Source organism: Stenotrophomonas sp. Steno-C17 (genome assembly GCF_056393165.1).
The window spans coordinates 101,037-124,899 of record NZ_JBWJPD010000011.1 but is presented as its reverse complement, the minus strand read 5'-3'; the positions used below and the strand labels follow the sequence as shown (position 1 = coordinate 124,899).

Below are 23,863 nucleotides of genomic sequence, written 5' to 3'. Positions count from 1 at the left end.
GCAAATGCTAATATTTCTCATTTGCAGCCACCCCCACGCTGCCCATGCCACTGACATTGCCCCGCCGCCGCGCCCTGTGCGCCGCGCTCGCCCTGCCCTTGGCTATTGCCGCACACACCACACACGCCGCCGAAAGCCCGCCTGCCAGCGTGCAGGACCTGGACAAAGTGGAAGTACGTGGCCGCGCACAGACCCTGTACCGGGTGGACGACGCCGCCGTCGGAACCCGCACTGACACGCCCCTGACCCTGGTGCCACAGTCGATCCAGGTGCTGCCGCGCGAACTGATCGACGACCAGGCCGCCCGCCAGGTGACCGACCTGTACCGCAGCATCAGTGGCATCAGCTTCTTCAGCTATGCCGGCGTCACCCTGCGCGGCTTCCGCCAGGAGAACGTGCTGTACGACGGCCTGCGCGGCGATCCTTATGCGGGCTTTTCGGTGCCGCAGCTGTTCAACATCGAACGGGTGGAAGTGCTGAAGGGTCCAGCCGGCGCGCTGTACGGCGGCGGCGATGCCGGCGGCGTGATCAACTACGTGACCCGCAAGCCCAAGGCCACCGCCGAGCGCCGCATCGAACTGCAGGTGGGCAACGAGGATTTCCGCGCCGCCTCGATCGAAGGCACCGGCCCGTTGAATCGCAGCGGCAGCGTGCGCTACCGCGCGGGCCTGTATGGCGACAGCGAATCGGGCGTGCGCTGGAACACCGACAGTGAAAGCGTGATCGGCGATGCCTCGCTGGCCTTCGACGTGGGCGATACCGGCGAGCTGGTCCTGCAGTTCACCGACATCACCCAGAACCTGGGCGGCAACCGCCTGCGCGGCGTGCCGGTGGACGACAACGGCAGCTTCCTGACCGACCGCCGCTGGAACCACAACGAAGCCAGCGATTTCCTCGACATGCGCGCCAAGGTGGCGCTGGCACAGTACCGCTTCGCCCCCACCGACACGCTGGACGTGGACGTGGCGGCGCGCTGGTTCAAGAACAGCGAACACCAGATGTACCACGAGCCGATGGGACTGATCGATCGTGACGGCGACGGCGTGGCCGAGTGGATGACCCGCCAGCTGCGCAACCAGATCCGCGACAACGATGCGGTCACCGCCAATGCCAACGCCGTGTGGCGCACCCGCACCGGCGGCATCGAGCACAAGGTGCTGTTCGGCGCCGATGTGTACCAGACCGATGCGGACTTCACCGCGCAGACCGCCAACAGCGCCGACCTGGCCCGTGGCGCCGGCCCCGTGCAGGGCATCGACCTGTTCAACCCGGTGTACGGCGCCAGCACCTGGCACGACTACAACCTGGCCGCCCTGCCCTGGCGCAGCACGTCCACCCGCAGCCAGCGCTACGGTGGCTACCTGCAGGACGAGCTGACCCTGACCCCGCGCTGGCACGTGCTGGCCGGCCTGCGCTGGGACGGCTTCAAGGACGAAGACCGCATCGCCCACAGCAGCGTGGACGGCAACGACATCAGCTGGCGGCTGGGCAGCACCTTCATCGTGCGCGACGGCCTGAACCTGTACGCCAACGTGGCCAGCGGTTTCGTGCCGCAATCTGCGGCGAACCAGAATTCCGCCGCCGGCGGCCCGTTTGATGCCGAGCGCAGCAAGCAGTGGAAAGTGGGCATGAAGTCGCTGCTGGCCGAGCGGGTCACGCTGAACCTGGCCGCCTACCGCATCGATCGCAGCAACATCGTGCAGGCTACCGGTGAAGTGGTGGGCGGGGTGAACCAGCTGGCCGCGCTGGGCCTGGTGCGCAGCACCGGCATGGAGATGGACCTGCTGGCCGACGTGACCGAACGCTGGGTGCTGAACCTGACCTACGCCTACAACGATGCGCGGGTGAAAGATGCCGGCCCGAACGGCATCACCAATGCCTCGGGCGATCGCTTCGCCAATGCGCCGCGCAACAAGCTGGGGCTGTGGACCCGCTACGACCTGCCCGCGCTGCATTCGGCCATCGGCTTCGGTGCCGATTACGTGGACGAGCGCGTCAGCCTGGACGGCCAGCGGGTGAAGCCGTACACCGTGTTCGACATGAGCTGGAAGACCACCTGGCAGCAGTGGCAGTTCCAGGCCAACGTAAAGAACCTGTTTGACAAGGTGTATGCGGCCAGCGGCTTCATCGAGCGCAACGGCCACTTCCCCGGCGAGCCGCGCCGGGTCTACCTGCAGGCGGCCTACAGCTTCTGATGCGCGGCCCCACCCGGCGGCGTGTAGAGCCTGCACACACGCCGTCGGGTACGCTGTGCCACCTTCCTGCCCTGAGCGGCCATGCACGCCTTTTCCCTTCCGGTCTCTGCCCCCGAGCAGCTGGCGTACCGTCTGCTGCAGGACAGTGACTGGGCACAGACCGCGCAGGCCGCGCAGATGCCGGCCGAGCTGCGCACCGTGCTGGCCATGGTGTTCGATTCCCCCGAGCCGATGTGGATTGCCTGGGGGCCGCAGGACAAGGCGTTCTTCTTCAACGACGCCTACCTGCCACTGCTGGGCGGCAAACTGCACGGCGCCATGGGTGCACGCCTGGACGTGGTGTGGGCCGATGTGTGGGCCGACGTCTGCCAGGCCATCGATGATGCCTTCGCCGGCACCGCACGCAGCTTCCAGAACCTGCGCCTGATGATGGACCGCGACGGCGCGATGAAGGAAACCTGGTGGACCTTCTCGTATTCGCCGCTGCGGCTGGGCAACGGCGAGATCGCCGGCCTGCTGTGCGTGGTGAGCGAGCAGACCGAGCGGGTGATCGAACGCGACCTGCACAGCCGCCAGGTGGCCGCCATTACCCAGGAAGCACGCGAGGCCCACCTGGAGCTGGTGCGCGCACGCGAGCAGCTGCGCCAGGCACAGAAACTGGAAGCCATGGGCCAGTTGACCGGCGGCGTGGCGCATGACTTCAACAACCTGCTGCAGGTGATCACCGGCTCGGTGGACATGCTGCTGTATGGCTGGCCCAGCGACGACCCGCGCCGGCGCTACGCCCAGGCGATCGAATCGGCGGCCGAGCGAGCGACCAAACTGACTGCCCAACTGCTGGCGTTCTCGCGGCGGCAGAGCCTGTCGCCGGAAGTGTTCGACCTGTGCGAGAGCGTGCAGGCGCTGGCGGACATCATCACCACCGTGGTGGGCGCACGCATTGATGTGGAACTGACGCTGCCCGACGTGCCGCTGCCGGTGCTGCTGGACCGCAACCAGTTGGACACTGCATTGATCAACATCGCGGTGAACGCGCGCGATGCGATCGAGGGCCACGGCAAGGTGACGCTGGCGGTGCAACGGGTCAGCACCGTGCCGTCGGTGCGCCAGTCGATTCCGTTGAAGGGCGATTTTGCTGCGATCAGCGTGACCGATTCGGGCAGCGGCATCGACCCCTCTGTGCTCGAGCGCATCTTCGAACCGTTCTTCACCACCAAGGGCGTGGGCGCTGGCACCGGCTTGGGGCTGAGTCAGGTGTTCGGCTTCGTGAAGCAATCGGAAGGCGAAGTAGATGTGCAGAGCCGGCCAGGCGCCGGCACCTGCTTCACCCTGTACCTGCCGCTGACCCAATGCACCGACAGCGTGCCGCGCCCTGCCCCACACCCCGGCCTGGCCAGTGGCGGCGGGCTGTGCGTGCTGGTGGTGGAAGACAACGTGGACGTGGCCGACTTCGCCGTGGGCGCGCTGCGTGAACTGGACTACGACGTGGTCTTGGCGCGCAACGCCACCGAAGCGCTGGGCGAACTGGAACACGATGCCGCGCGCTTCCAATTGGTGTTCACCGACGTGGTGATGCCCGGCACCAATGGCCTGGAACTGGCGCGCACGATCCGCACGCAGTTCCCGAAGCTGCCGATCATCCTGACCAGCGGCTACAGCGAACTGCTGGCACGCGACCCGGGGCATGGCTTCACCCTGCTGCGCAAGCCGTATTCGCTGAAGCAACTGGCCCAGGTGATGACCGAAGCGGCGCATGGTGGCGCACGGTAGATAACTCGTGCCCACCAAGGTGGGCACCTACCGAGCACCGCGCCGCCCTGCGTGGCCCTGGCTTGGTAGATGCCCACCTTGGTGGGCATTGCTCTTTGCCTATCCCTCGTGCCCACCAAGGTGGGCACCTACCGAGCAGCGCGCCGCCCTGCGTGGCCCTGGCCTGGTAGATGCCCACCTTGGTGGGCATTGCTCTTCGCCTACCCCTCGTGCCCACCAAGGTGGGCACCTACCGAGCAGCGCGCCGCCCTGTGTGGCCCTGGCTTGGTAGATGCCCACCTTGGTGGGCATTGCTCTCTGCCTACCGCTCGTGCCCACCAAGGTGGGCACCTACCGAGCAGCCCAGTACCGCCTTGGTAGATGCCCACCTTGGTGGGCATTGCTCTTCGCCTATCCCTCGTGCCCACCAAGGTGGGCACCTACCGGGCAACCCGCCGCCTCTGGCTTGTCACGGAACAAGACACCGCTCTACCTGCAGCGACAATGCCTCGCAGGCATCGAACAAGCCATCGACCACCGCCGCTGACGGGCAGCCTGTCGGATCATCACTTTCCCGCGCCACATGGGCGGCATGCAGCACGGCGGTCAATGCAGTGATGCCCGACGCACAGCGTGTGGCCAGCGCAAGATCGAACGCGCGGTTAGCGCTTAGACGGTGTTCGCCCCACGGTTCGCCGTCGGCACGCAGGTTCCTGCCGTGGGCCTTCAGGTGCGCGAAGAACGCGGACGGCGCGACGCTGTCGGCGGAATCGCAGAGCGCGTCTTCCAGCTGTACGGCGATTGCATTGGGCAGATCGCGCGTGGCGTTAGCCAGCAGTGCATGCAGGCGGGGATAGTCGGGAAGCAGGTCGGACATGGCGGCAACCTCACGGTGTGGCCACCTGCGCAAGCAAGGTGGCGGACGGTGCGGGTTGGCGTGCCGGATACGAGATACGAAAAGCCGGCGGATCGGAAGATCCCCACGCACCGTCCACCGTGGACTGGCAAGCGGTGCATTGTCGGGGCTACCCCCTGTGGTGCAAACCCGACGCCGTGTATCTCGTAAGTTCGGGACGCCAATCCCGGCCAGGGCGGATGCCTTGGCCGGGCCATCATTCGCGCGACGTCCAGCGCTGAAAAGAGGCAGAACCGGCAATGCGTGCAGCCTGCGACAACCGGGCCGTTTCGGCTGCTGAAGCCGTGACGAAACGCACGCGGCGGAGGCACTCCATCGTCAGCTATCGCATGGTCAACTACGACAATCGACTCACGCGCGCGTCGCCATCATGCAGAGGACGACCGCTCGGCAGGTCAGTGATCGTTGCGATCCAGTTCGAAGCTCACTGCGGTGAAGCAGGTCGGCGCATCGCGATCGTCCGGGGTCCCATCGATGTAAAGGCCCAGCGACGGCGCAACCATCTTGCTGAACTTGATCCGCGCGTCATCCCCAAATGGCGGAACGAACACATCAAATCCATCTGCCACAAGCCCGTCCCAGATGATTTTATGGGGCAGACACGCGCCATCGGACAACTCCAACTCAACGAATTGGCCGGGACGCCCGGCATACAACTTCCAGACCGCCCAACTGTAACGGCCCTCCCCCATGCGGCCGGCCACACCCCGGCGATCATTATCGGCATCAGGTGGCAGCTTCAGCCCCAGGAGTTTCTCTACGCTGGCGGGCTCGAAATCATCCGCTGTGCGTAGCCCGCCGGCGAGCGCCTGGACCATTCCCAGCATCTGTTCGGCGGTAAGCCCTGGGCCAGAAGGAAGGTCGGCGTAACCGAGGAAGGGTTTCAGCGGGCGACTGTCCAATGCAGCGGCCTCGTCGGAGATCGCAGCCGCGCGATCCTGCTCCTGCCGAATTCTCAGTTCCATTGCTTCCTGCATGGCCTTCTCCTGTTTTGCATCCGTCGGTGCCGCGCAAGCAACCGAAGCCAGTGAAAGCGCAACGGTGAGAAGCGCCGCCATTCCTTTGCCTGGACGATCCATGACCCAGCTCACGTTGGGGATTCTGGCCAGCCTACTGCCGGCGATGCGTCGGGTGCAATCCGGGCGGGTACGCAACGTGATGGCGATCACTGCGCGGGTCAGCCATTGCTACGGCCCAGCTTGAAGTCCACCGAGCTTACGCACGCAAGCGACTGGAGACTGTCGACCATTACTCCAACGTAGAGACTCAACGGCGGCGCCACACGCCTGTCAAACGTGATTCGCGGGTCGTCGTCGAACGGCGGAACATACGCGACGAATCCCTCCGCCTCCATCCGCGCCTTCAACGCCGGATAGGACAGACACGCATCGGTGGAAATCTTCAGTTGAATGAATTGTCCCGGCCGATCAGAGAATACGTCCCAGACCGCCCAACTGTAACCGCCCTCACCCATTCGGCCGGCCACACCGCGGCGTTCGCTGCGTGAATCAGGCGGCAGCTTCAGCCCCAGGAGTTTCTCTACGCTGGCGGGCTCGAAATCGTCCGCTGTGCGTAGCCCGCCGGCGAGCGCCTGGACCATCCCCAGCATCTGATCGGCGGTAAGCGCCGGGCCAGAAGGAAGGTCGGCGTAACCGAGGAAGGGCTTCAGCGGGCGACTGTCCAATGCAGCGGCCTCGTCGGAGATCGCAGCCGCGCGATCCTGGGTCTGGCGGATTCTCAGCTCCATTGCTTCCTGCACGGCCGCCTCCTGCTTTGCTTGGGTCGGTGGCGCGCAAGCCGCCGAAGCCAGCAAACAGACAGCGATGAACAGCGCGGCCATTCCTTTGCCTGGACGATCCATGATCCAACTCACTTCGGGGATTCTGGTCAGCCTACTGCCGGCGATTCGCAGGCTGCAACAAGGGACAGCTCTCGTCTCGGTCACCGCCCATCACTGACCCACCGTGATGGGCTCACTGCATTCACGGCGGAAGTTCGCCGCCTTGCGGTCTAGTCTTGCGTGCAACTGTGCGATCCGCGGCATCTCGCCGCACATCGCAGCCACGGGCAGCAGGCACGCAGCCTCAGGCCAGGTAACGCCACGCGAACCACGAGTACCTGCAATCCTGCAGTACCCCGTCACAGGCCCCGCATCGACTGCGCGTGTGTCTGCATCTCCGTCTGCTGCTGTGTCCGCTCCTGGGTCTGCTGCAGGGATTGGGCCTGGCGAATCCCTTCCGCCTGCTCCAGGCTTTGCTGCGCGGGCTCCTGGGCTGCCAAACGACCGTCCACGCGTGCGTGGAAATGCGGCCCAGCGTCTCCAAATGGCGCGTGCACGGCAAAGACGTTCTGGGCGCCATCGCCGCCCAGCGCACCGGTTACCTGGTCCACGCGCTTTATCAGCGTATCGCCGACCTGCTGCCGGTACAGAGAAGCGCTGACATTGCGGGACTCTTCGGCGGACCAATTGCCCGTCCCCTGCACCCAATCATGGATTCTGGCGTAGGTGGAATGATCGGGGTGGGCCGGATTATCGGCCAGAACCGGGGCGTCGCGCACGGCCGAGGGCGGAAGCACATCGGGCTGCGCCCTGATGGTCGGGCCGATCTGCCTGATGCTATACGGATGCAGTTCGCCATGCGACGTATCAGTGAGCGGGAACGTATTGCCCTGCCCTCCCAGCTGAACACCGTTTGCCTGTATCTGGATGAGGTTGCCCTTCAGTTCGGCAACGTTCAAGCCAATATGGGGCACCGTCCCGCCGGATTCCCTGGCTACCCGTGCCGACACCTGCGCCGCGATGGAGACGGCGGAGGAAAGGTAGAAGTTGTTGTAGTCCGAGGTGCCTGAGTGGCCCAGCCCGGAACTCGGCGGATCAAAATGACAGACCGCCACGGCGTTGACGGCAGGGCTATCTATGTTGCCCCCGGTTCGCTGCATGCCATTGGGGTCAAGGTGGATACCAGGAGCAGCGCGGCCATTGGCGAAGCAACGCGATGTACCCTCGAGCCGCCGCATCAACATTTCCCGGTCAATGTCCGCATCCTCATGCTTGACGCGGCTGGCCACTGCGTTCATCGACACCAGCTCGGCAAAGGCTTCGTTCTGACGAAACGCTTTGACGAAGTTGCGGGTGTGCTCGGTGATATCGGCAGTGGATGCCCCCGTGGCAGCGCCTCTGTTCAGAGATGATTCCACGTAGGACGCAAAGGCGGCCGTACTGAACTCACTGGACCTGGCCATCAGGGCATGACCTGTTTCATGACCCAGCACCCCGGTGATGAGATCAATCCGCGCCACGGGGTCGGCCTGCAGGAAAATGCTGGAATTGATGCTGATGGATCGGGTACCCGGGTTGAAGTGCCCACCTTCATTGGGCGTGCTCGCCACAGTGATGTGTTTCAGATCGCCGCGCTCGACGGCCTCGCGCATCAGGTCCGCCAGCACGGGCGACGATGTGACCGCCTCGCGCAAGTTGTCGGCCGCCCATTTGGGAAGCGCCGACTGGCGCTCGGTCTCCTGCAGCATGCGTTCGACACGGGGATCAATCATCGTTGCGCCCCAGCTGGAACGTTACCGTGGTGAAGCAGGTCGGATCATCCCGGCGATCAGGCCTTACGACAACAAACAGACTGACCGATGGGGCCACTCGTCTGTGGAAGGTGATCCGCTGGTCATAGCCGAAGGTAGGAACGACTGCGGCAAAACCGTCTTCCCCCAGCTGACGACTGAGCGGCGTGTAAGACAGACAGGCCTGCGGGCTCATCGTCAGCTCGAAGAAAAGACCGGGCCGTTGCCGGTCCAGCTTCCAGGCCGCCCAACTGTAGCGGCCCTCGCCGATGCGCCCGGCAGCTCCCCAGCGTTCGTTGCGCGCATCTGGCGGCAGCTTCAGCCCAAGGATTTTCTCCAGGCGCTCCGGCTCCGAATCGCCTGCTGCTCGGTAGGCACTGGCCAGCGCAAGGATCTTCTCCAGCATCTGCGCTTCAGTAATCACGGGGCCGGGCGGCAGCTCGGCATACCCAGCGAACGGCTTGATTGGCTGATTGTCCAGGGCAGCAGCTTCATCCGCGATAGCGGCGGCACCGTCCTGGGCCTGGCGAATCTGCAACTCGGTTGCGTCCTGCACGGCCTTCTCCTGTTGTGCGTCTGGTGGCGCAGCGCATGCTACCGGTCCCAGCAACACGGCAACAATGAAAACGGCGGCCAATCCTTTGCCAAGAATATCCATGGCCCACGCGATCCTTGGGGGGTTGCGGCCAGCCTACCTCCGGGCATGCAGCCCGTGCAACGCGGGCTACGTGAATCCGTGCGCACCATCGCGCTTGGTCAGCTACCGCTGCCCTCGCGCTGGTGGCCGCGATACGTTTCGCCCCACTCGCGCATTGCCAGCAGCACCGGCACCAGCGTGTGGCCGAATTCGGACAGTTCGTACTCCACCTTCGGCGGCACTTCCGGATAGACATGGCGGATCACCACGCCATCAGCCTCCAGCTCGCGCAGTTGACTGGTCAACATGGATTGGGTGGCATTGGGCACCCGCCGCGTCAGTTCCATGAACCGGCGCCGGCCTTTGATCAGGTGAAACAGAATGACCGGCTTCCACACCCCGCCGATCACCGACAGCGTGACCTCCACGGCGCAACCGCTCTTGCCGTCCCAACGCTTGCTACGCATACATACTCCGGAAAACCATAGTACCTACGAAAAATCGTCGTTCTTGTTGCGATAACGGTGCGAGCCTAGCATGGCCCCATCCACTGAACGTGAGGCCCAACCATGAAGTTCAAGGCACTGCTCTCCAGCAAGACGAACGACCGTGTTTCCACCGAACTGGTGGATTTTGACGAGGCCGACCTGATGGACGGCGATGTCCTGGTGCAGGTTGAGTATTCGACCCTCAATTACAAGGATGCGCTGGCGCTGACCAACGAGCGCCCGGTCATCCAGACATTCCCGCTGATTCCCGGCATCGACCTTTCCGGCGTGGTGCTGGAATCCAGCAATGCCGATTTCAAGGCCGGTGATCGCGTGGTGCTCAATGGCTGGGATCTGAGCATGGGCCACCACGGCGGGCTGGCCCAGCGTGCCCGCGTGCGGGGCGAGTGGCTGAACAGGATTCCCGGCAACCTGACCACCCGCGACGCCATGGCCATCGGCACCGCCGGGTATACCGCCATGCTGTGCGTACTGGCACTGGAAGATGCAGGCGTGACCCCGGAAAAGGGCGATGTGCTGGTGACCGGCGCCAATGGCGGCGTAGGCTCGATCGCCGTGTCCATTCTTTCCAAGCTGGGCTATCGCGTGGTGGCCGCCACCGGCCGCCCCGAACATGCCGAGTACCTGCACAGCCTGGGCGCGGCGGAGATCATCGACCGCGCGCAGCTGTCCGAGCCGCGCAAGAAGCCGATCAGCGCCGAACGCTGGGCAGGCGTGGTGGACGTGGCCGGCGGCCCGACCCTGGTCAATGCGCTTGCCGAAACGAAGTACCGCGGCGCGGTGGCGGCCTGCGGCCTGGCACAGAGCGATGCGCTGCACGGCTCGGTGCTACCGTTCATCCTGCGCAACGTCACCCTGGCCGGCGTGGATTCGGTGAACGCACCGCAGGACGTACGCCAGCGTGCATGGGATCGCCTGGCCACCGATCTGGACCCGCAGAAGCTGGAAAGCACGGTGCAGTTGATCGGGCTGGCTGAAGTGCTGGATGTGTACGAGCAGATCATCCCGGGCAAGGTGCGCGGGCGGATCGTGGTGGATGTGAACGCCTGATGGCAGGCAGGCCCGCGGTGGCACACGGCCGCCGCGGGGCCGATGGCGTGCTCTGCTTCAATGCAGCGCTATTCTGAAACTTCAATCGGCGGGTTGCATTCGCTGCGGAATTTCCCCGCTTTGCGGTCCAGTTCAGCACGCAGCTTGGGAATCTTCGCCAGCTTGCCGCGCATCGTCGCGACGGGCAGCACACCCTTGAAGTAACTTTCCGTCACACCCACAGCGTTTGGCGCACCGCGGATGTTCCACACCAGTTTTTCCATGCCCGTACCGTAAGCCAGCAGCGTATCCAGAGACAGCAAAGCCCTTCCGCCGAGGTCTCCGTCGCGGAAGCGATTCCAGTCCATATTGGTTGTCAGGCTGGTGGAGTAGACCGAAAACTGCTTGTTCGGATCTTCCGATCGGTACAGGTGTATCCAGGTGTATTTGGGGTCCTTCAGCTCCTGGCCGATTTCCTTGGCGTCAAAACTGAAATTCATGATCACCACGACCTCAGCCTCGGGAACAACCTTCTGGCGCGTCGCGTCCACTGGCCAGTAGTAACTCAGGCTCCAGCTGCTGGCCATGCCAGTGCCGAATGGCGTGCTGTTTGACGTCCATTGGTAGGTGTCCCGCGACGCCGTAGCGCCCGTCGCTCCGTCCACCTGCCGGGACACACTCCATGCTCCGTCCGCCTCTTCCATCCCGAAGCTGCAGAACAGTGCCGGGCCCGACGATTGCGCCGATGCGGGCAGTGCTGCGGCACACAGTGCAATGGCCACAACACAGGTGCGACCAGCGGTAGAAAACAGTCCTGTGGGCATTGGATTCCTTCCTGGGGCGCCATCCATGGAGTGGTCGCAGCCATCCGCTACGGCCTGGCGACAGGCTAACCCACTTTGACCGCGCGGCAACAGCCACACGCCGCATCAAGCCCCCTTATCATGGAGCTGTAAGGGCGCTTCACGCCCAGTGACGTACGCAAGGCAGTATCTGGATGTCTATGGAATGGCGCCCCTCGGGCTGGGGCCAACGCGTGACCCGCTCGCCGGACTGGCGACTGCGGGTGGATGGCGAGCATGTCGAGCTTCTGATTGGGGGCCGGCAGTACCGACAGCGCGTGGATGGCGACGAGCGGGTGCGGGTCCTTCCCGGCCTGTTCTGGGCCAAGGTTGCGCTCCAGACCGAAGACGGCGAAACGCTGTCCGTCGATGGCCTGCCCAACCGCCAGGCGTCCCAGCTTGCGTCAGCCGTACAGCAGGTCCTGTTCACCTGCACGACCCGTGGGCGCAAGGCGCTGTTTGCAGACATCCTGGCGCGGATCCAGTCTTGGCTGGCTGAGGCAGATGCGCTGACCGACCGCGGCAGCGCCGGCCGCCGCTGGATCAGCCACGAACAGCAACAGACGCTGCTGACCGAGCGTCCCGCCCTGCCTGTGTCGCCTTACGAGCTGCGGCGGCTGTTCCTCGATGATGCCGTGCACGAGGACCTGCACGCGCCCAGCCACCGTGCCGCGCTCGATGCCCTGCACGACTGGGAACTGGATTGGCCATCCGTCTGGGCCGAGGCCAACGCAACCATGGCAACGCGCGAGCTGGTGCTGGCCCGCAGCTTCCTGCACCGGGTGGAGAGCAAGCCGCTGACCGAAGAACAGGCCCGCGCGGTCATCTGCTTCGACAACCGTGTGCAGGTGGTCGCCGCAGCCGGCTCGGGCAAGACCTCGACGATGGTGGCCAAGGCCGCCTATGCCATCGACCGTGGCTTTGTGGCGCCCGAGCGCATCGTGATGCTGGCCTTCAACAAGGATGCGGCCAAGGAACTGGAAGAACGCGCGCAGCGCTCTTTCGACCGGCTGGGCATGGGCGATACCGTGGTGGAGGCGCGCACCTTCCACGCACTGGGCCTGTCGATCATCGCCAAGGCGACCGGACGCAAGCCCGACATTCCCGCATGGGCCATCGATGCAACGCTGGGCTTCACCAAGCTGGCCGAGCTGGTGGACGACCTGAAGGACCGCTCGGCACACTTCCGCACCCAGTGGGACATGTTCCGGCTGGTATTCGGGCGCGACCTGCCGCCGCTGGGCGCGCAGATGCTGGCCGATGGCTACGACCGCGATGGCACGCCGTATATCCGCACCCTGCAGGGCGAGCGGGTGAAGAGCCTGGAAGAGTGCGTGATTGCCGATTGGCTGTTCTACAACGGCGTGGCCTACGACTACGAGCGGCGCTACGAATTCGACACCGCCACCGATACCCATCGCCAATACCGCCCGGACTTCTATTACCCGGACGCCGCGCTGTACCACGAGCACTTCGCGCTGGATGCCGACGGCCAGCCGCCGCCGCAGTTCGCCCACTACGCCGAGGGCGTGCGCTGGAAGCGCGAGCAGCATGCCGCACGCGGGACCGCGCTGGTCGAGACCACCTCGTTCGGGCTGCGCAGCGGCGAGGCCCTGCACCATCTGTCGGAACGGCTGGGCGAATCGCGCATCGAACTGGACCCCAACCCGGATCGCGAGCTGCCCGACGCCGGCGCCAAGCCCATGCCCGATGCGGATCTGATCGGGCTGATGCGCACCTTCATTGCCCATGCCAAGAGCAACTGCCTGAGCCTGGAAGACATGGCCGAGCGCCTGCGACAGATGCCCGAAGACCAGTTCAAGGAACGCTACCGGCGCTTCCTGGAAATCGCCGGGCCCGTGTTCCAGGCGTGGGATGACGCGCTGGCCGACGAACGCAGCATCGATTTCGAGGACATGTTGAACATGGCCGCCGGACTGCTGGAAAAGGGCCATTATGAATCGCCCTACGAACTGGTGATGGCCGACGAATTCCAGGACGCCTCGCGCGCCCGCGCCCGACTGTGCCGCGCCCTGGTCAACCGCCCGGGCCGTTATCTGTTTGCGGTGGGCGACGACTGGCAGTCGATCAACCGGTTCGCCGGTGCCGATGTTTCGGTAATGACCGGTTTCCGCGAATGGATGGGGCATGGCCAGGTACTGAAACTGGAGCAGACCTTCCGCTGCCCGCAGGAGCTGTGCGATATCTCCAGCCGCTTCATCAGCCGCAACCCGGCGCAGATTGCCAAGGCGGTGCGTTCTGCGACCGCGCCTGTTGGACCGGTGCTGCAGGCATTCCAGATGACCCGGCGCGAAGAAGTGCAGGATGGCGTTCGCCAGTATCTGGCGACGCTGCATCAGGAACTCCTGTCCGGCGCGGTGCCTCGCGGCCGCAGCGGGCGCGTGACGGTGTTCATTCTGGGCCGCTACCGGAATGAGCGCAGCGCACTGCCGGCTGATTGGAAGACGGCGTTTGGCAGCACGATGGACGTCGAGTTCCTGACCGCGCACCGTTCAAAGGGGCGCGAGGCCGACTATGTGATTCTGCCGGGAATGGTGAACCGCGGTTTCCCCAGCCTGCGAGCGGATGACCCGGTGCTTTCGCTGGCGATGCCCGAAGGCGATACCTTCCCGCTGGGTGAAGAACGGCGGCTGTTCTATGTAGCGCTGACGCGTGCGCGGCGGAGTGTTGCGATGTTCACGCTGCAGGGCAAGCGCTCGCCGTTCCTGGATGAGCTGGTGGAGGATGGCGTGGTGGAAGTTACGAGCCTGTCGGGTGTGGCGATCAATGAGGAACGCTGCCCGGTGTGCAAGGTGGGCGTGTTCGTGGAAAGGAATGGGCCGCATGGGGCGTTCCGGTCGTGTTCCAGTTACCCGTTGTGCCATAACAAGCCGAAGGGTGGGCGTCGGGGGTAGGAGAAAGGCACTCGGCCCCAGCGCGCCGTTGCGGAGGCATGCGGGGCCAAGGCCGTGGAGACTGGGCAGACTGCGTGTCGCGCGCCCGCAGGTACAGAGGGGACGGGAGCCGGCAGCCACGGGTCGCGAAATGTCGCATTGGCCCGAGAACCCCTTCGGGGCTTCGTCTTTCTGGGCAACACTCTTTGCCCAGCTGTTCCAGGATCTGAGCGATACAGCCAACTTCGTCACGCCCTGAGAGCCATGTCTTGTAGTAAGCCTGTACTTGCGCCGCCCAGTAGCACCCCAATCAGCGACATGGACCGAACATGCTGACATCGTTCCTGACCCTCCCTCGTGTCATGTTGATCATGTTGATCACAGTTGCCGTCCCAGGCTGCAACAAGGACCGTTCGTACCCGGTCTATCGCGAGAATCCCGCACCCGAGGATGCACTGGCGATCGTTATCCGGGTACACGATGCGCCGGTGGACGTCCCAACCCCCAAGGTAACCGTCTTGTACGAGATTGACCCGGGTTGCCTGCCGCCGATCAATAACTACGAGGGCGTCAATTACGAGCCCAAATGGCATTCTGTTCAATTGCAGGTGGAACGCATCAGTTCAACCGAATTCACCAGTAAAGCGTTCAAAGACGGGATGGCCGTAGCTGACTACTACGGCCGCGGTCCGTGCAACTGGACGCCCAACATGGTGCAAGCTTCATTTCCAATGGTCATGGATGGCCGCGAAATCGACGCGACCGTTGGCGCCGATTTCCAGAGAATCAAAGATGAGGGCAGCTCAACTACATACGTGGAGAAGGCTCTAACACCTTTGATTCCCGGCCAAAAACCTGAACGGGCCTGGACCTTGTCCCAGACCATGTTTGATAAGCGCCCGCTCGACGATCACTCCAAGTACTTCGCGATAGATATCTCGACAAGGCTCTAGGATGGACCATCCAGACGACATAACGCGAATTGCCGCAATCGCACCGAGGGCCGTTTCCGAGTCCATTCTCCGTAGCCGAACTCTTCGTCCAGCTGATCAACGATCTGGTAATCCGGCCAACTGCCTCACGCCCTGAAACCCATGTTCTGTAGTGAGCCTGTACTGGCGCCACCCAACAGCAGCTCAATCAGCGACATGGACCGAACATGCTGACATCGTTCCTGACCCTCCCTCGTGTCATGTTGATCACAGTTGCCGTCCCAGGCTGCAACAAGGACCGTTCGTACCCGGTCTACCGCGAGAATCCCGCACCCAAGGATGCACTGGCGATCGTCATCCGGGTACACGATGCGCCGGTGGACGTCCCTGTTCCCAAGGTCGTTGTCTCCTACGAGATAGACCCGCTCTGTCTCCCGCCGATCGAAAACTACGAGGGGGTGCAGTACGCGCCGCGACGCCGGTCTGTGGAGTTCCCAGTGCAACGCATCAGCAAGACTGATTTCACTGCCACCGTGTTCAAGGATGGAATGGAGGTCGCCGACTACTATGGCCGTGGCCCATGTAACTGGACGCCACGTTCTGTGCAAGCATCGTTCACGCTCGATGTTGGCGGTCGCCCAATCAGGGCATCTGTTCCCGCCTTCTTTCCAGAGATCGAAGATGAGGGACGCTCTACTACATACGTTGAAAGGGCCCTTGAACCGCTGATCCCAGGACAGATACCTGAGCGAGCGAGCATATGGCCCGACAACCTCTTCCAGGACCTCCCCCCGACTGAGCAATCAAAGTACTTCCCTATCGATATTTCCAGAAAGGATGAAGGAGAAATTCGATGAACCCTATAACGGCCGCGGCACTCTCAAACAGCACGTATGAGCCCCCCCCCTTCAGACGACAACGTGATCACCGTTGCGGGCGTCAAGTACGAGGTTTTGGCTAGAAGCGACTCAATAACTGGATATCAGGGCACCATCTATCGCAGCTTGGCAACGAACGAAGTCATTATCGCCCATCGCGGCACCGAATTTGATCGCCAGCCAATGCTGGATGGAGGGGTCGACGCGGCGATGGTTGCCGCCAGGATCAATCCGCAACTCGACGATGCCCTCGCGCTGACGAAATCAGCGGGCTTCGCCATAGGACGCCGCCCGTGCCCGGCACAAGCTCAGCCACAACCTCGTTGAAAACGCTGCAAGGATCCGAAGTAGCGTCAATCCTCAGCGTGAACCCCTGCCCCTGCTCCGCGTCATAGGAAATCAACTCCGCAGTGGCACCGGACGCACTCAGCATTCCGATCGATCGCCAAGGGCCCAGACCGGGTTCATCCCCGATGATCAGATCGCGGCCAAAGTAGTCCTTCAGATGGGAATCCGTGATGGCTAGCCTCGCCACCTCGATGTAGGACCCACCGGGCCATCTCATACCGCAAGCTAGCGGCAGAAGCTTATTTTTTGAGTCAGTCATGAAAATGTCCTAGCACTCTTCGGATCTTGTCACCGAACATCAGGGTTGGCGTGGAGTCCCCTTCGCCCGCATGTCCCGATACAAGCGGGCCAAGTGCGAGCGCGTGATCGCGTGGACCTTGGCCGTTGGCCCCAAGAACGCCACAAATGCCTCGATCGCGGTCTTTTTGATCGTGTAGGTCTTGGGGAGGGTTGAGGGCTTGAGCGTCGCCAGGAACGCGTCGCGCGCCTTTCCCAACGCGAGCTAGCGCCCGGTTTCGGACCGACTCAAAGGGTGAGGGATGCGCATGCGATTGTCGCCTCTGCATGCTATCCGCCTCCCAATCAGGGCGCATCAAGAATTCCCACAAGGAATCAATGCAGTAGACATGATTGGCGGAGAGAGTGGGATTCGAACCCACGGAAGGTTTAACCCTTCGCCGGTTTTCAAGACCGGTGCCTTAAACCGCTCGGCCATCTCTCCGTATCGGCCCAGCCTGCTAGCCGGGCACGCATTCTCGCACGGCCGGGCGATTTGCCCAAGACCGGCGTAACGCCGGGCGTGACCCGGCGCTATCGGCAGGGCTCAGCCCGCATCCACGGCCAAAGCGCCCAGAGCGCTGGCCTTGATCTTCTCCTTGGCCTTCTCGCACGCGCCACCACAGTCCAGGCGTGAGGCCTCCAGCTGCGGCGGCAGGTGTTCGGCCAGGAAGTCGATGAACACGCGTACTGCCGGCAGCAGACCGCGGCGCGAGGCAAACACGGCATGGCACACGCCCTGCGGCAGCGACCAGTCCGGCAGCACCACTTCCAGCTCACCGTTGCGCACGGCTTCGGCGCACACGGTTTCCGGCAGCATGGTGATGCCGAAACCGTCCTTCACCATGCTCTGCAGCAGCGGGAAGTCGAAGCCGGCCACGCGCGGCTGCAGGTCCACCCGGCGCACTTCGCCTTCCGGGCCATGCAGTTCCCAGCGCTGGCGCGCCTCGTCTTCGCTGATGCTGAGGGTGACATGCTGGGTCAGCTCTTCCGGGTCCTTCGGACGGCCGGCGCGGTCCAGGTACTTCGGGCTGGCCACCAGCAGTTCCTGCACCTGACCGAAGCTGCGCATGACCAGGCTGCCGTCGTCGTCCAGGCGCGAACGCACGCGCAGGGCCACGTCGTAGCCTTCATTGATGATGTCCACGCGGCGGTTGCTGATGTTCAACTGCAGGCGCACCTTCGGGTACTGCTCCAGGAACTTGGGCAGCAGCTTGGGCAGCTGCATCTGCGCCAGCGACACCGGCACGCTGGCGCGCACCACGCCGCGCGGCTCGGCACTCAGGCGGTCTACCACTTCGCGCGCGGCCTGGGCCTCGGCCAGCATGGTCTGCGCATGGCGGTGCACGCTGGTGCCGACGTCGGTGACGGCGAAGCGGCGCGTGGAACGCTGCAGCAGGCGCACGCCCAGGTCGGTTTCCAGCTGGCTGATACGGCGGCTCAGGCGCGATTTGGGGATACCCAGGGCGCGCTCGGCGGCGGCGAAACCGCCGTGGTCCACGACCATGGCGAAGTAGTACAGGTCATTCAGGTCATGCATACCCGAGTTCCATATCTAGAACAATTCGTGGCATTGAACCACCTTTATCCCGCCCATGCAACAACCTATCGTTCTCTCCGTCGGCGGCGAACCCGCCCCTCCTTCCCGAACATAGGTGACTGCCATGAAGCTTCTGCATCTCGACGCCAGCGTGCTTGGCGACAACTCCGTCTCGCGCCAGCTGACTGCGGCGGTGGTCGCCCAGTTCAAGGACCAGATCGACGGCCTGCAGGTCGATTATCGCGATCTGGACGCCAACCCGGTACCCCATCTGCGCAGCGGTTCGCTGGCCGGCGCCGATGCCGCCGAAGCGGCCGATGCTGAACAGGTGATGCAGCAGTTCCTGGCTGCCGACATCCTTGTCATCGGCGCGCCGATGTACAACTTCAGCATTCCGTCCACGCTGAAGGCCTGGATTGACCGCGTGGCCGTGGCCGGCCGCACCTTCAAGTACACCGAGAACGGCCCGGTGGGTCTGGCCGGTGGCAAGCGCGTGATCGTGGTGAGCGCCCGCGGTGGCATCTACACCGATTCGCCGGCCGACTTCCAGGAGCCCTTCCTGCGCCAGGTGTTCGCGTTCATGGGCATCGACAACGTGGAGTTCGTGCGCGCCGAGGGCATTGCCTACTCGCCCAAGCACCGTGAAGACGCCATTGCCGGCGCGCTGTCGGCCCTGCCGTCGCACGCTGCGGAAGAAGTGGCCGCCTGAGGCCTGCGTTCCAGCGATCGGCGCCCTCCCCCCTCCTCGTCGGGGGCGCTGATTGCGGGCCGGGAGCCCCTCCCCCATCCCGGCCCACCCTGACGGCTCCGCATTGCGGGGCCGTTTTTTGTTGCGTGCGGCCGGTAGGCTGGGGGCATGGATTACATCGTGACGACTGCGCACCGCAGCGAATTTCCGCAGCCGATCACCCTGCGCCGTGGGCAGGCGCTGGTGGTGGGTGAACGTTATGAGGGCCCTGAGGGCTGGGAAGACTGGTTTCTATGCCAGGCCGAGGGGCAGCAGCCCGGGTTCGTGCCGGCACCGGTGATCGGGCGCGATGCGCACGGTGGCGCATTTGCCACGCAGGATTACTGCGCGCGGGAGCTGGATGTGGACCCGGGCCAGCGATTGCGAGGGCTGCGCACGCTGAATGGATGGGCGTGGTGTGTGCCGGAAGACGGCGAGCCCGGGTGGGTGCCGTTGGAGAAGGTGCGGGTGGTGGGGTGATCGCGGGGGTTCATCCATGCAGGGCGTGGATGCAGTAGATCCACGCCCTGCGTGGATGCGGTGCCATGCAAGCATGGCACCTACCAAGGCTGAAGCAGTGCCATGCAAGCATGGCACCCACCCCAGCGGGTTCAGCCGATGGTTTCGATACCGCCCATGTACGGGCGCAGCACGTCCGGCACGGTGATGGTGCCGTCGGCGTTCTGGTAGTTCTCCATCACCGCGATCATGGCGCGGCCGACGGCCACGCCCGAGCCGTTCAGGGTGTGCACCAGCTCCGGCTTGCCGGTGGCCGGGTTGCGCCAGCGGGCCTGCATGCGGCGGGCCTGGAAATCACCGGTGTTGGAGCACGAGCTGATCTCGCGATAGGTGTTCTGCGACGGCAGCCAGACTTCCAGGTCGTAGGTCTTGATGGCCGAGAAGCCCATGTCACCGGTGCACAGCAGCACCTTGCGGTACGGCAGGCCCAGCTTTTCCAGCACCACTTCGGCACAACGGGTCATGCGCTGGTGCTCGGCGTCGCTGTCTTCCGGGCGGCAGATCGACACCAGTTCCACCTTCTCGAACTGGTGCTGGCGGATCATGCCGCGCACGTCGCGGCCACCGCTGCCGGCTTCGGCGCGGAAGCACATGGAATGGGCCGTCACGCGCAGCGGCAGGCGCTCGGCGTCGACAATCTCGTCGCGCACCAGGTTGGTCAGCGGCACTTCCGAGGTCGGGATCAGGTAGCGCGTGGAATCGCCCACGGCGGTCTTGAACAGGTCGTCCTCGAACTTCGGCAGCTGGCCGGTGCCGCGCAGCGAATCGGCGTTTACCAGCAGCGGCACGTTGGTTTCTTCGTAGCCGTGTTCACCGGCGTGCAGGTCCAGCATGAACTGGGCCAGGGCGCGGTGCAGGCGGGCCACCTGGCCGCGCAGCACGGTGAAGCGCGAGCCGGACAGCTTGGCGGCGGTTTCGGCGTCCAGGCCGGCGTTGCGTGCGCCCAGCTCAACGTGGTCCAGCACCGGGAAATCGAAGCTGCGCGGGGTGCCCCAGCGCGCCTGTTCCACGTTGTCGTTCTCGTCGGCACCGGCCGGCACATCGTCAGCCGGCAGGTTGGGAATGCCGGCGGCGATGGTTTCGATCTTTTCGCGCAGCGCGTCCAGCGCCACTTCCGAGGCCTTCAGCTCGTCGGCGAACGCGGCCACTTCGGCCATGATGGCCGAGACGTCCTCGCCCTTGGCCTTGGCCTGGCCGATGGCCTTGGAACGGCTGTTGCGCAGGCTCTGCAGTTCTTGGGTACGCACCTGGATACGCTTGCGATCGGCCTCCAGGGACTCCAGGGCAGACACGTCGAGCTCGAAGCCGCGGCTGGTGCGCAGGCGTTCGGCGAGGTCGGCGGGCTGGTGGCGGAGCAGGGCTGGATCAAGCATGGCAGGTGTCGTGGTGGGTAACAGGGACGGGATTATCGCCTGTTATACGGATTTCTGCCGCCCGGTTCATTCCGGGCATGGCAGAATCGGGGTATCCCACGCTGGTCTGGTCCATGTCTGCACCCCGCTCGTCCTCTGCCAAGTCGTTCACTGTGCACATTCCGCGCAACGCCCTGAAGATCGCCGGCATCGCCTTCGGCGTGGGCATTGCGCTGTTCGTGGTGGTCTGGCTGACCGGCCGCGACAAGGAATTCTTCCGCGCCGACCCGGCCACGGCCACCCCGCAGGAAACGGCGCAGATCGAGCCGCTGCCCGAGCCGTTGCCGGCCGCCGCGGGCTCCAGCGACATGCCCGATGCCAAGCCGGCGCCGCTGCCCGAGGACGAGGCGCCGAAGCTGGTGGAAACCGCCCCGCCGCCGCCCGCGGCAGTGGACCCGGCCGCGCCGGCCCCCGGTACGGCCGCGCCGGCTGCAGCAACCTCGCAGCCGATGCCGATTGCCGAGCAGTCACCCGCGCCCAGCTATCCGCCGGCCGCCCTGCGCCGTGGCGAAGCAGGCAGCGTGGTGGTGCGGGTGGATGTGGACGCCACCGGCTATCCGAACAACGTGACGGTCATCCAGCGCAGCGGTTCGCGTGACCTCGACCGCGCCGCCACCGACGCCGTGCGCCGCTGGCGTTTCACCCCGGCGCAGAGCAACGGCCAGGCCGTGCCGGGCAGCATTGAAGTACCGTTCGACTTCAAGCCGCAGTAACTGAACGCTGCCCGGCAGGCAACCTGAACCCTGCCGGTTGCGTTGACGCAACGCTGACACATTGCCACTGCTGCCCGGTCCAGACTCGGGGCGTCGTTACAGACGCGAGGAGCAAGCAATGACGGCTACTACCCACGAAAACCTTCATTCGCCCCAGCTGCAGCAGGACGTGCCGCACCGGCCGACTTCGCCGTGGCTGTGGATGGCGCTGATTGTGGCGATGTTTGCCGCGGCCTTCGTCTGGCTGCGCTTTGCCAACCAGGAAGACGTGGCGCCGGCCCCGGTGGGCGAGCGCATGCTGCCGGCCACCGAGACCCCGGTCGCCACTACGGCGCCGGCGGCCCGAACGGCGGCACCGGCCAACAGCAGCCGACGCAGCGCTCCGGCCGTGAGCAACCGTGAGGCGCGCCCGCTGGCCAGCAATGCCAAGCCGACCTACCCCGCTGCGGCGCTGCGTAGCGGCGTGCAGGGCAGCGTGGTGGCCAGCCTGAACGTGGATACCCGCGGCAATGTGACCCAGGCCAGCATCGTGTCGCGCAGCGGCGAGCGCAGCCGCGATCTGGACCGCGCGGTGATCAATACCGTGCAGGGCTGGAAGTTCCAGCCGGCCATGCAGGAGGGTCGTGCGGTGGCCAGCGTGGTGCGGGTGCCGGTGGATTTCCGTACCGAACAGCGTTGATCGCGGACGAGGGGTTCGTGATGTGGCGGAGGCTTCGGCCTCCGCCTTTTTTTGATGCCCTGTAGAGTCGAGCCATGCTCGACTGACGGTGTACAGCAGTCGAGCATGGCTCGACTCTACAAAGGCGGTCAGGCCAGGTTGAAGCCTGCGCTGCGGGCCAGGCCGTCGAAATCCGGGAACGAGGTCGCGACATTGGCGATGTCGTTGATGCGCACTTCGCCGCTGCTGATCTGCCCGGCAATGGCAAACGCCATGGCAATGCGATGGTCGCCGTGGCTTTCGATGGTGCCGCTGCCCAGGGTCACGCCGCCGTGCAGGGTGGCGCCGTCTTCGGTCTCATCCACCTGCATGCCCAGCGCGCGCAGGCCGGTGGCCATGGCGGCCAGACGGTCCGATTCCTTCACCCGCAGTTCGGCCGCTCCGGTTACCACGGTCTGGCCTTCGGCGGCCGCCGCGGCAACGAACAGCGCCGGGAACTCATCGATCATGTCCGGCACCAGTGCCTCGGGAATGCGCGCGCCCTTCAGCGGGGCATGGCGCACCACCAGATCGGCCACCGCTTCCCCGCCCTGCTCGGCCGGGTTTTCTTCGGTGATGTCCGCGCCCATCAGCCGCAGTGCGTGCAGCAGGCCAGTACGGCGCGGGTTCAGGCCCACCTGCTTCAGGCGGATATGCGAGCCAGGAATGATGCTGGCGGCCACCAGGAAGAACGCCGCCGAGGAAAAGTCGGCCGGCACCACGATGTCGGTAGCGCGCAGGCGCTGGCCGCCGCGCAGGCGGGCCTTGCCCGGCGAGAATTCAATGTCCACGCCAAATGCCGACAGCATGCGCTCGGTGTAGTCGCGGGTCGGGTGCGGTTCAACCACGCTTGTTTCGCCCTGCGCATACAGGCCGGCCAGCAGGACCGCCGACTTGACCTGCGCGCTGGCTACTGGCGAGGCGAAGTCGATGCCGTGCAGCGCCTGCCCACCGTGCACGTGCAGCGGCGGGGTGCCATCGTCCTGCGTGTCGATCTTCGCGCCCATCTGCGACAGCGGACCGGTGACCCGGCGCATCGGACGGCCCGACAGCGATTCATCACCCACCAGCGTGCAGTCGAACGCTTGGCCGGCCAGCAGACCGGCCAGCAGGCGCATGCCGGTGCCGGCGTTGCCGCAGTCCAGCGGCGCGCTGGGCGCCTGCAGGCCGTCGATGCCGACGCCATGCACGATGCGCTGCGAAGCGCTGGGGGTTTCGATACGCACGCCCAGCTGGCTGAAGATGCGCGCGGTGGCGCGGGTGTCTTCGCCTTCCAGGAAGCCGTCGATCTGCGAGGTGCCATCGGCCAGCGCGGCGAACATCACCGAACGGTGCGACACCGACTTGTCGCCGGGAATGGTCAGGCTGCCCTGCAGGGGCTGGCCCTTGCGGGCAATCCAGTGTTGCGCGTTGCTCATCGTTCGATTGTTCCGTAGACGCCGGCGGGCCGGCGGTGCTTCAAGAGACGCGGCACATGGCC

Annotated in this window: 21 protein-coding genes, 1 tRNA gene and 1 pseudogene; 11 read left to right on the top strand and 12 right to left on the bottom strand. The window is 64.8% G+C overall.

Translation table 11 applies throughout. The features are described from left to right. The first annotated feature begins 44 nt into the window (after positions 1–44). Both AC06FA_RS12025 and AC06FA_RS12020 read left to right on the top strand, forming a co-directional pair. Entirely contained in the window at positions 45–2,195 is a 2,151-nt protein-coding gene (locus tag AC06FA_RS12025; protein WP_478068501.1) for a TonB-dependent siderophore receptor, read from the top strand. Positions 2,196–2,276: 81 nt separating this feature from the next. Continuing rightward, positions 2,277–3,965, top strand: coding sequence for an ATP-binding protein (locus tag AC06FA_RS12020; RefSeq protein WP_478068499.1), 1,689 nt, complete (start codon positions 2,277–2,279; stop codon positions 3,963–3,965). A gap of 448 nt (positions 3,966–4,413) precedes the next feature. Here AC06FA_RS12020 and AC06FA_RS12015 read toward each other — a convergent pair whose 3' ends face one another. The 6 genes from AC06FA_RS12015 to AC06FA_RS11990 form a co-directional block, all read right to left on the bottom strand. Next, a complete protein-coding gene (locus tag AC06FA_RS12015) occupies positions 4,414–4,821 on the bottom strand; it encodes a hypothetical protein (protein WP_478068498.1) in 408 nt (135 codons plus the stop codon). A gap of 434 nt (positions 4,822–5,255) precedes the next feature. Further along, positions 5,256–6,029 carry a hypothetical protein gene (locus tag AC06FA_RS12010; protein ID WP_478068497.1) on the bottom strand — a complete coding sequence of 258 codons (774 nt, stop codon included), beginning with the start codon at positions 6,027–6,029 and terminating at the stop codon, positions 5,256–5,258. An 8-nt stretch (positions 6,030–6,037) separates the two neighbouring features. Further along, entirely contained in the window at positions 6,038–6,700 is a 663-nt protein-coding gene (locus AC06FA_RS12005; RefSeq protein ID WP_478068496.1) for a hypothetical protein, read from the bottom strand. 299 nt (positions 6,701–6,999) lie between these two features. Continuing rightward, the gene (locus AC06FA_RS12000) at positions 7,000–8,412 is read right to left on the bottom strand and encodes an XVIPCD domain-containing protein (RefSeq protein ID WP_478068495.1); all 1,413 of its coding nucleotides are present in this window, start codon (positions 8,410–8,412) and stop codon (positions 7,000–7,002) included. After that, a complete protein-coding gene (locus AC06FA_RS11995; protein ID WP_478068494.1) occupies positions 8,405–9,088 on the bottom strand; it encodes a hypothetical protein in 684 nt (227 codons plus the stop codon). Before AC06FA_RS11995 ends, AC06FA_RS12000 begins: the two co-directional genes overlap by 8 nt. A gap of 98 nt (positions 9,089–9,186) precedes the next feature. Further along, positions 9,187–9,534: a winged helix-turn-helix transcriptional regulator gene (locus AC06FA_RS11990; RefSeq protein WP_478068492.1), complete on the bottom strand. Its 348-nt coding sequence runs from the start codon at positions 9,532–9,534 to the stop codon at positions 9,187–9,189. Positions 9,535–9,636: 102 nt separating this feature from the next. On the opposite strand from AC06FA_RS11990, the gene acuI reads away from it, so the two are divergent. Then, positions 9,637–10,626: an acrylyl-CoA reductase (NADPH) gene (gene acuI / locus AC06FA_RS11985; RefSeq protein ID WP_478068491.1), complete on the top strand. Its 990-nt coding sequence runs from the start codon at positions 9,637–9,639 to the stop codon at positions 10,624–10,626. 68 nt (positions 10,627–10,694) lie between these two features. Here the strand turns inward: acuI and AC06FA_RS11980 are convergent, their stop codons facing one another. Next, positions 10,695–11,429, bottom strand: coding sequence for a hypothetical protein (locus AC06FA_RS11980; RefSeq protein ID WP_478068490.1), 735 nt, complete (start codon positions 11,427–11,429; stop codon positions 10,695–10,697). Positions 11,430–11,608: 179 nt separating this feature from the next. On the opposite strand from AC06FA_RS11980, the gene AC06FA_RS11975 reads away from it, so the two are divergent. From AC06FA_RS11975 to AC06FA_RS11960, 4 genes are all read left to right on the top strand, one after another. Then, complete coding sequence (locus AC06FA_RS11975) at positions 11,609–14,362, top strand: UvrD-helicase domain-containing protein (protein WP_478068489.1); 2,754 nt, start codon at positions 11,609–11,611, stop codon at positions 14,360–14,362. 308 nt (positions 14,363–14,670) lie between these two features. Beyond that, complete coding sequence (locus AC06FA_RS11970; protein ID WP_478068488.1) at positions 14,671–15,294, top strand: hypothetical protein; 624 nt, start codon at positions 14,671–14,673, stop codon at positions 15,292–15,294. Between the two features lie 206 nt (positions 15,295–15,500). Further along, positions 15,501–16,130 carry a hypothetical protein gene (locus AC06FA_RS11965; RefSeq protein ID WP_478068487.1) on the top strand — a complete coding sequence of 210 codons (630 nt, stop codon included), beginning with the start codon at positions 15,501–15,503 and terminating at the stop codon, positions 16,128–16,130. Between the two features lie 36 nt (positions 16,131–16,166). Further along, positions 16,167–16,478 (top strand): hypothetical protein, encoded by a 312-nt coding sequence (locus tag AC06FA_RS11960; protein WP_478068486.1) that lies wholly within the window; start codon positions 16,167–16,169, stop codon positions 16,476–16,478. A gap of 320 nt (positions 16,479–16,798) precedes the next feature. On the opposite strand, the pseudogene AC06FA_RS11955 reads toward AC06FA_RS11960, so the two are convergent. From AC06FA_RS11955 to AC06FA_RS11945, 3 genes and pseudogenes are all read right to left on the bottom strand, one after another. After that, positions 16,799–17,001 (bottom strand): annotated as a pseudogene (locus AC06FA_RS11955) (integrase); the annotation flags it as partial. A gap of 129 nt (positions 17,002–17,130) precedes the next feature. Beyond that, positions 17,131–17,220: transfer RNA gene (locus AC06FA_RS11950), tRNA-Ser, on the bottom strand. 102 nt (positions 17,221–17,322) lie between these two features. Next, the gene (locus tag AC06FA_RS11945; RefSeq protein ID WP_079222336.1) at positions 17,323–18,315 is read right to left on the bottom strand and encodes a LysR family transcriptional regulator; all 993 of its coding nucleotides are present in this window, start codon (positions 18,313–18,315) and stop codon (positions 17,323–17,325) included. A gap of 124 nt (positions 18,316–18,439) precedes the next feature. On the opposite strand from AC06FA_RS11945, the gene AC06FA_RS11940 reads away from it, so the two are divergent. Together AC06FA_RS11940 and AC06FA_RS11935 are read left to right on the top strand one after the other, a co-directional pair. Then, on the top strand, positions 18,440–19,024 hold the full coding sequence (locus AC06FA_RS11940) for an FMN-dependent NADH-azoreductase (RefSeq protein WP_108753482.1): 585 nt from the start codon (positions 18,440–18,442) through the stop codon (positions 19,022–19,024). A 147-nt stretch (positions 19,025–19,171) separates the two neighbouring features. Further along, complete coding sequence (locus AC06FA_RS11935; RefSeq protein WP_478068484.1) at positions 19,172–19,522, top strand: SH3 domain-containing protein; 351 nt, start codon at positions 19,172–19,174, stop codon at positions 19,520–19,522. A 131-nt stretch (positions 19,523–19,653) separates the two neighbouring features. Here AC06FA_RS11935 and serS read toward each other — a convergent pair whose 3' ends face one another. After that, positions 19,654–20,934: a serine--tRNA ligase gene (gene serS / locus AC06FA_RS11930; protein ID WP_478068483.1), complete on the bottom strand. Its 1,281-nt coding sequence runs from the start codon at positions 20,932–20,934 to the stop codon at positions 19,654–19,656. A gap of 113 nt (positions 20,935–21,047) precedes the next feature. Here serS and AC06FA_RS11925 point away from each other — a divergent pair, with 113 nt between their 5' ends. Both AC06FA_RS11925 and AC06FA_RS11920 read left to right on the top strand, forming a co-directional pair. Then, entirely contained in the window at positions 21,048–21,686 is a 639-nt protein-coding gene (locus AC06FA_RS11925; protein ID WP_108763435.1) for an energy transducer TonB, read from the top strand. 118 nt (positions 21,687–21,804) lie between these two features. Next, positions 21,805–22,365: an energy transducer TonB gene (locus AC06FA_RS11920; RefSeq protein ID WP_478068481.1), complete on the top strand. Its 561-nt coding sequence runs from the start codon at positions 21,805–21,807 to the stop codon at positions 22,363–22,365. Positions 22,366–22,493: 128 nt separating this feature from the next. Here the strand turns inward: AC06FA_RS11920 and aroA are convergent, their stop codons facing one another. After that, a complete protein-coding gene (gene aroA / locus AC06FA_RS11915; RefSeq protein WP_478068480.1) occupies positions 22,494–23,801 on the bottom strand; it encodes a 3-phosphoshikimate 1-carboxyvinyltransferase in 1,308 nt (435 codons plus the stop codon). Positions 23,802–23,863 lie beyond the last annotated feature (62 nt).

What these genes read in the sequence shown, in the direction of transcription:
- AC06FA_RS11990 (WP_478068492.1), bottom strand. Translation starts at nt 9,534, where the DNA reads ATGCGTAGCAAGCGTTGGGACGGCAAGAGCGGTTGCGCCGTGGAGGTC.
- AC06FA_RS12000 (WP_478068495.1), bottom strand. Translation starts at nt 8,412, where the DNA reads ATGATTGATCCCCGTGTCGAACGCATGCTGCAGGAGACCGAGCGCCAG.
- AC06FA_RS11940 (WP_108753482.1), top strand. Translation starts at nt 18,440, where the DNA reads ATGAAGCTTCTGCATCTCGACGCCAGCGTGCTTGGCGACAACTCCGTC.
- AC06FA_RS11935 (WP_478068484.1), top strand. Translation starts at nt 19,172, where the DNA reads ATGGATTACATCGTGACGACTGCGCACCGCAGCGAATTTCCGCAGCCG.
- AC06FA_RS11975 (WP_478068489.1), top strand. Translation starts at nt 11,609, where the DNA reads ATGGAATGGCGCCCCTCGGGCTGGGGCCAACGCGTGACCCGCTCGCCG.
- AC06FA_RS11920 (WP_478068481.1), top strand. Translation starts at nt 21,805, where the DNA reads ATGACGGCTACTACCCACGAAAACCTTCATTCGCCCCAGCTGCAGCAG.
- AC06FA_RS11965 (WP_478068487.1), top strand. Translation starts at nt 15,501, where the DNA reads ATGCTGACATCGTTCCTGACCCTCCCTCGTGTCATGTTGATCACAGTT.
- AC06FA_RS12025 (WP_478068501.1), top strand. Translation starts at nt 45, where the DNA reads ATGCCACTGACATTGCCCCGCCGCCGCGCCCTGTGCGCCGCGCTCGCC.
- AC06FA_RS11925 (WP_108763435.1), top strand. Translation starts at nt 21,048, where the DNA reads ATGTCTGCACCCCGCTCGTCCTCTGCCAAGTCGTTCACTGTGCACATT.
- aroA (WP_478068480.1), bottom strand. Translation starts at nt 23,801, where the DNA reads ATGAGCAACGCGCAACACTGGATTGCCCGCAAGGGCCAGCCCCTGCAG.
- serS (WP_478068483.1), bottom strand. Translation starts at nt 20,934, where the DNA reads ATGCTTGATCCAGCCCTGCTCCGCCACCAGCCCGCCGACCTCGCCGAA.
- AC06FA_RS12005 (WP_478068496.1), bottom strand. Translation starts at nt 6,700, where the DNA reads ATGGCCGCGCTGTTCATCGCTGTCTGTTTGCTGGCTTCGGCGGCTTGC.
- AC06FA_RS11970 (WP_478068488.1), top strand. Translation starts at nt 14,671, where the DNA reads ATGCTGACATCGTTCCTGACCCTCCCTCGTGTCATGTTGATCATGTTG.
- AC06FA_RS11995 (WP_478068494.1), bottom strand. Translation starts at nt 9,088, where the DNA reads ATGGATATTCTTGGCAAAGGATTGGCCGCCGTTTTCATTGTTGCCGTG.
- AC06FA_RS11945 (WP_079222336.1), bottom strand. Translation starts at nt 18,315, where the DNA reads ATGCATGACCTGAATGACCTGTACTACTTCGCCATGGTCGTGGACCAC.
- AC06FA_RS11960 (WP_478068486.1), top strand. Translation starts at nt 16,167, where the DNA reads ATGAGCCCCCCCCCTTCAGACGACAACGTGATCACCGTTGCGGGCGTC.
- AC06FA_RS11980 (WP_478068490.1), bottom strand. Translation starts at nt 11,429, where the DNA reads ATGCCCACAGGACTGTTTTCTACCGCTGGTCGCACCTGTGTTGTGGCC.
- AC06FA_RS12020 (WP_478068499.1), top strand. Translation starts at nt 2,277, where the DNA reads ATGCACGCCTTTTCCCTTCCGGTCTCTGCCCCCGAGCAGCTGGCGTAC.
- acuI (WP_478068491.1), top strand. Translation starts at nt 9,637, where the DNA reads ATGAAGTTCAAGGCACTGCTCTCCAGCAAGACGAACGACCGTGTTTCC.
- AC06FA_RS12015 (WP_478068498.1), bottom strand. Translation starts at nt 4,821, where the DNA reads ATGTCCGACCTGCTTCCCGACTATCCCCGCCTGCATGCACTGCTGGCT.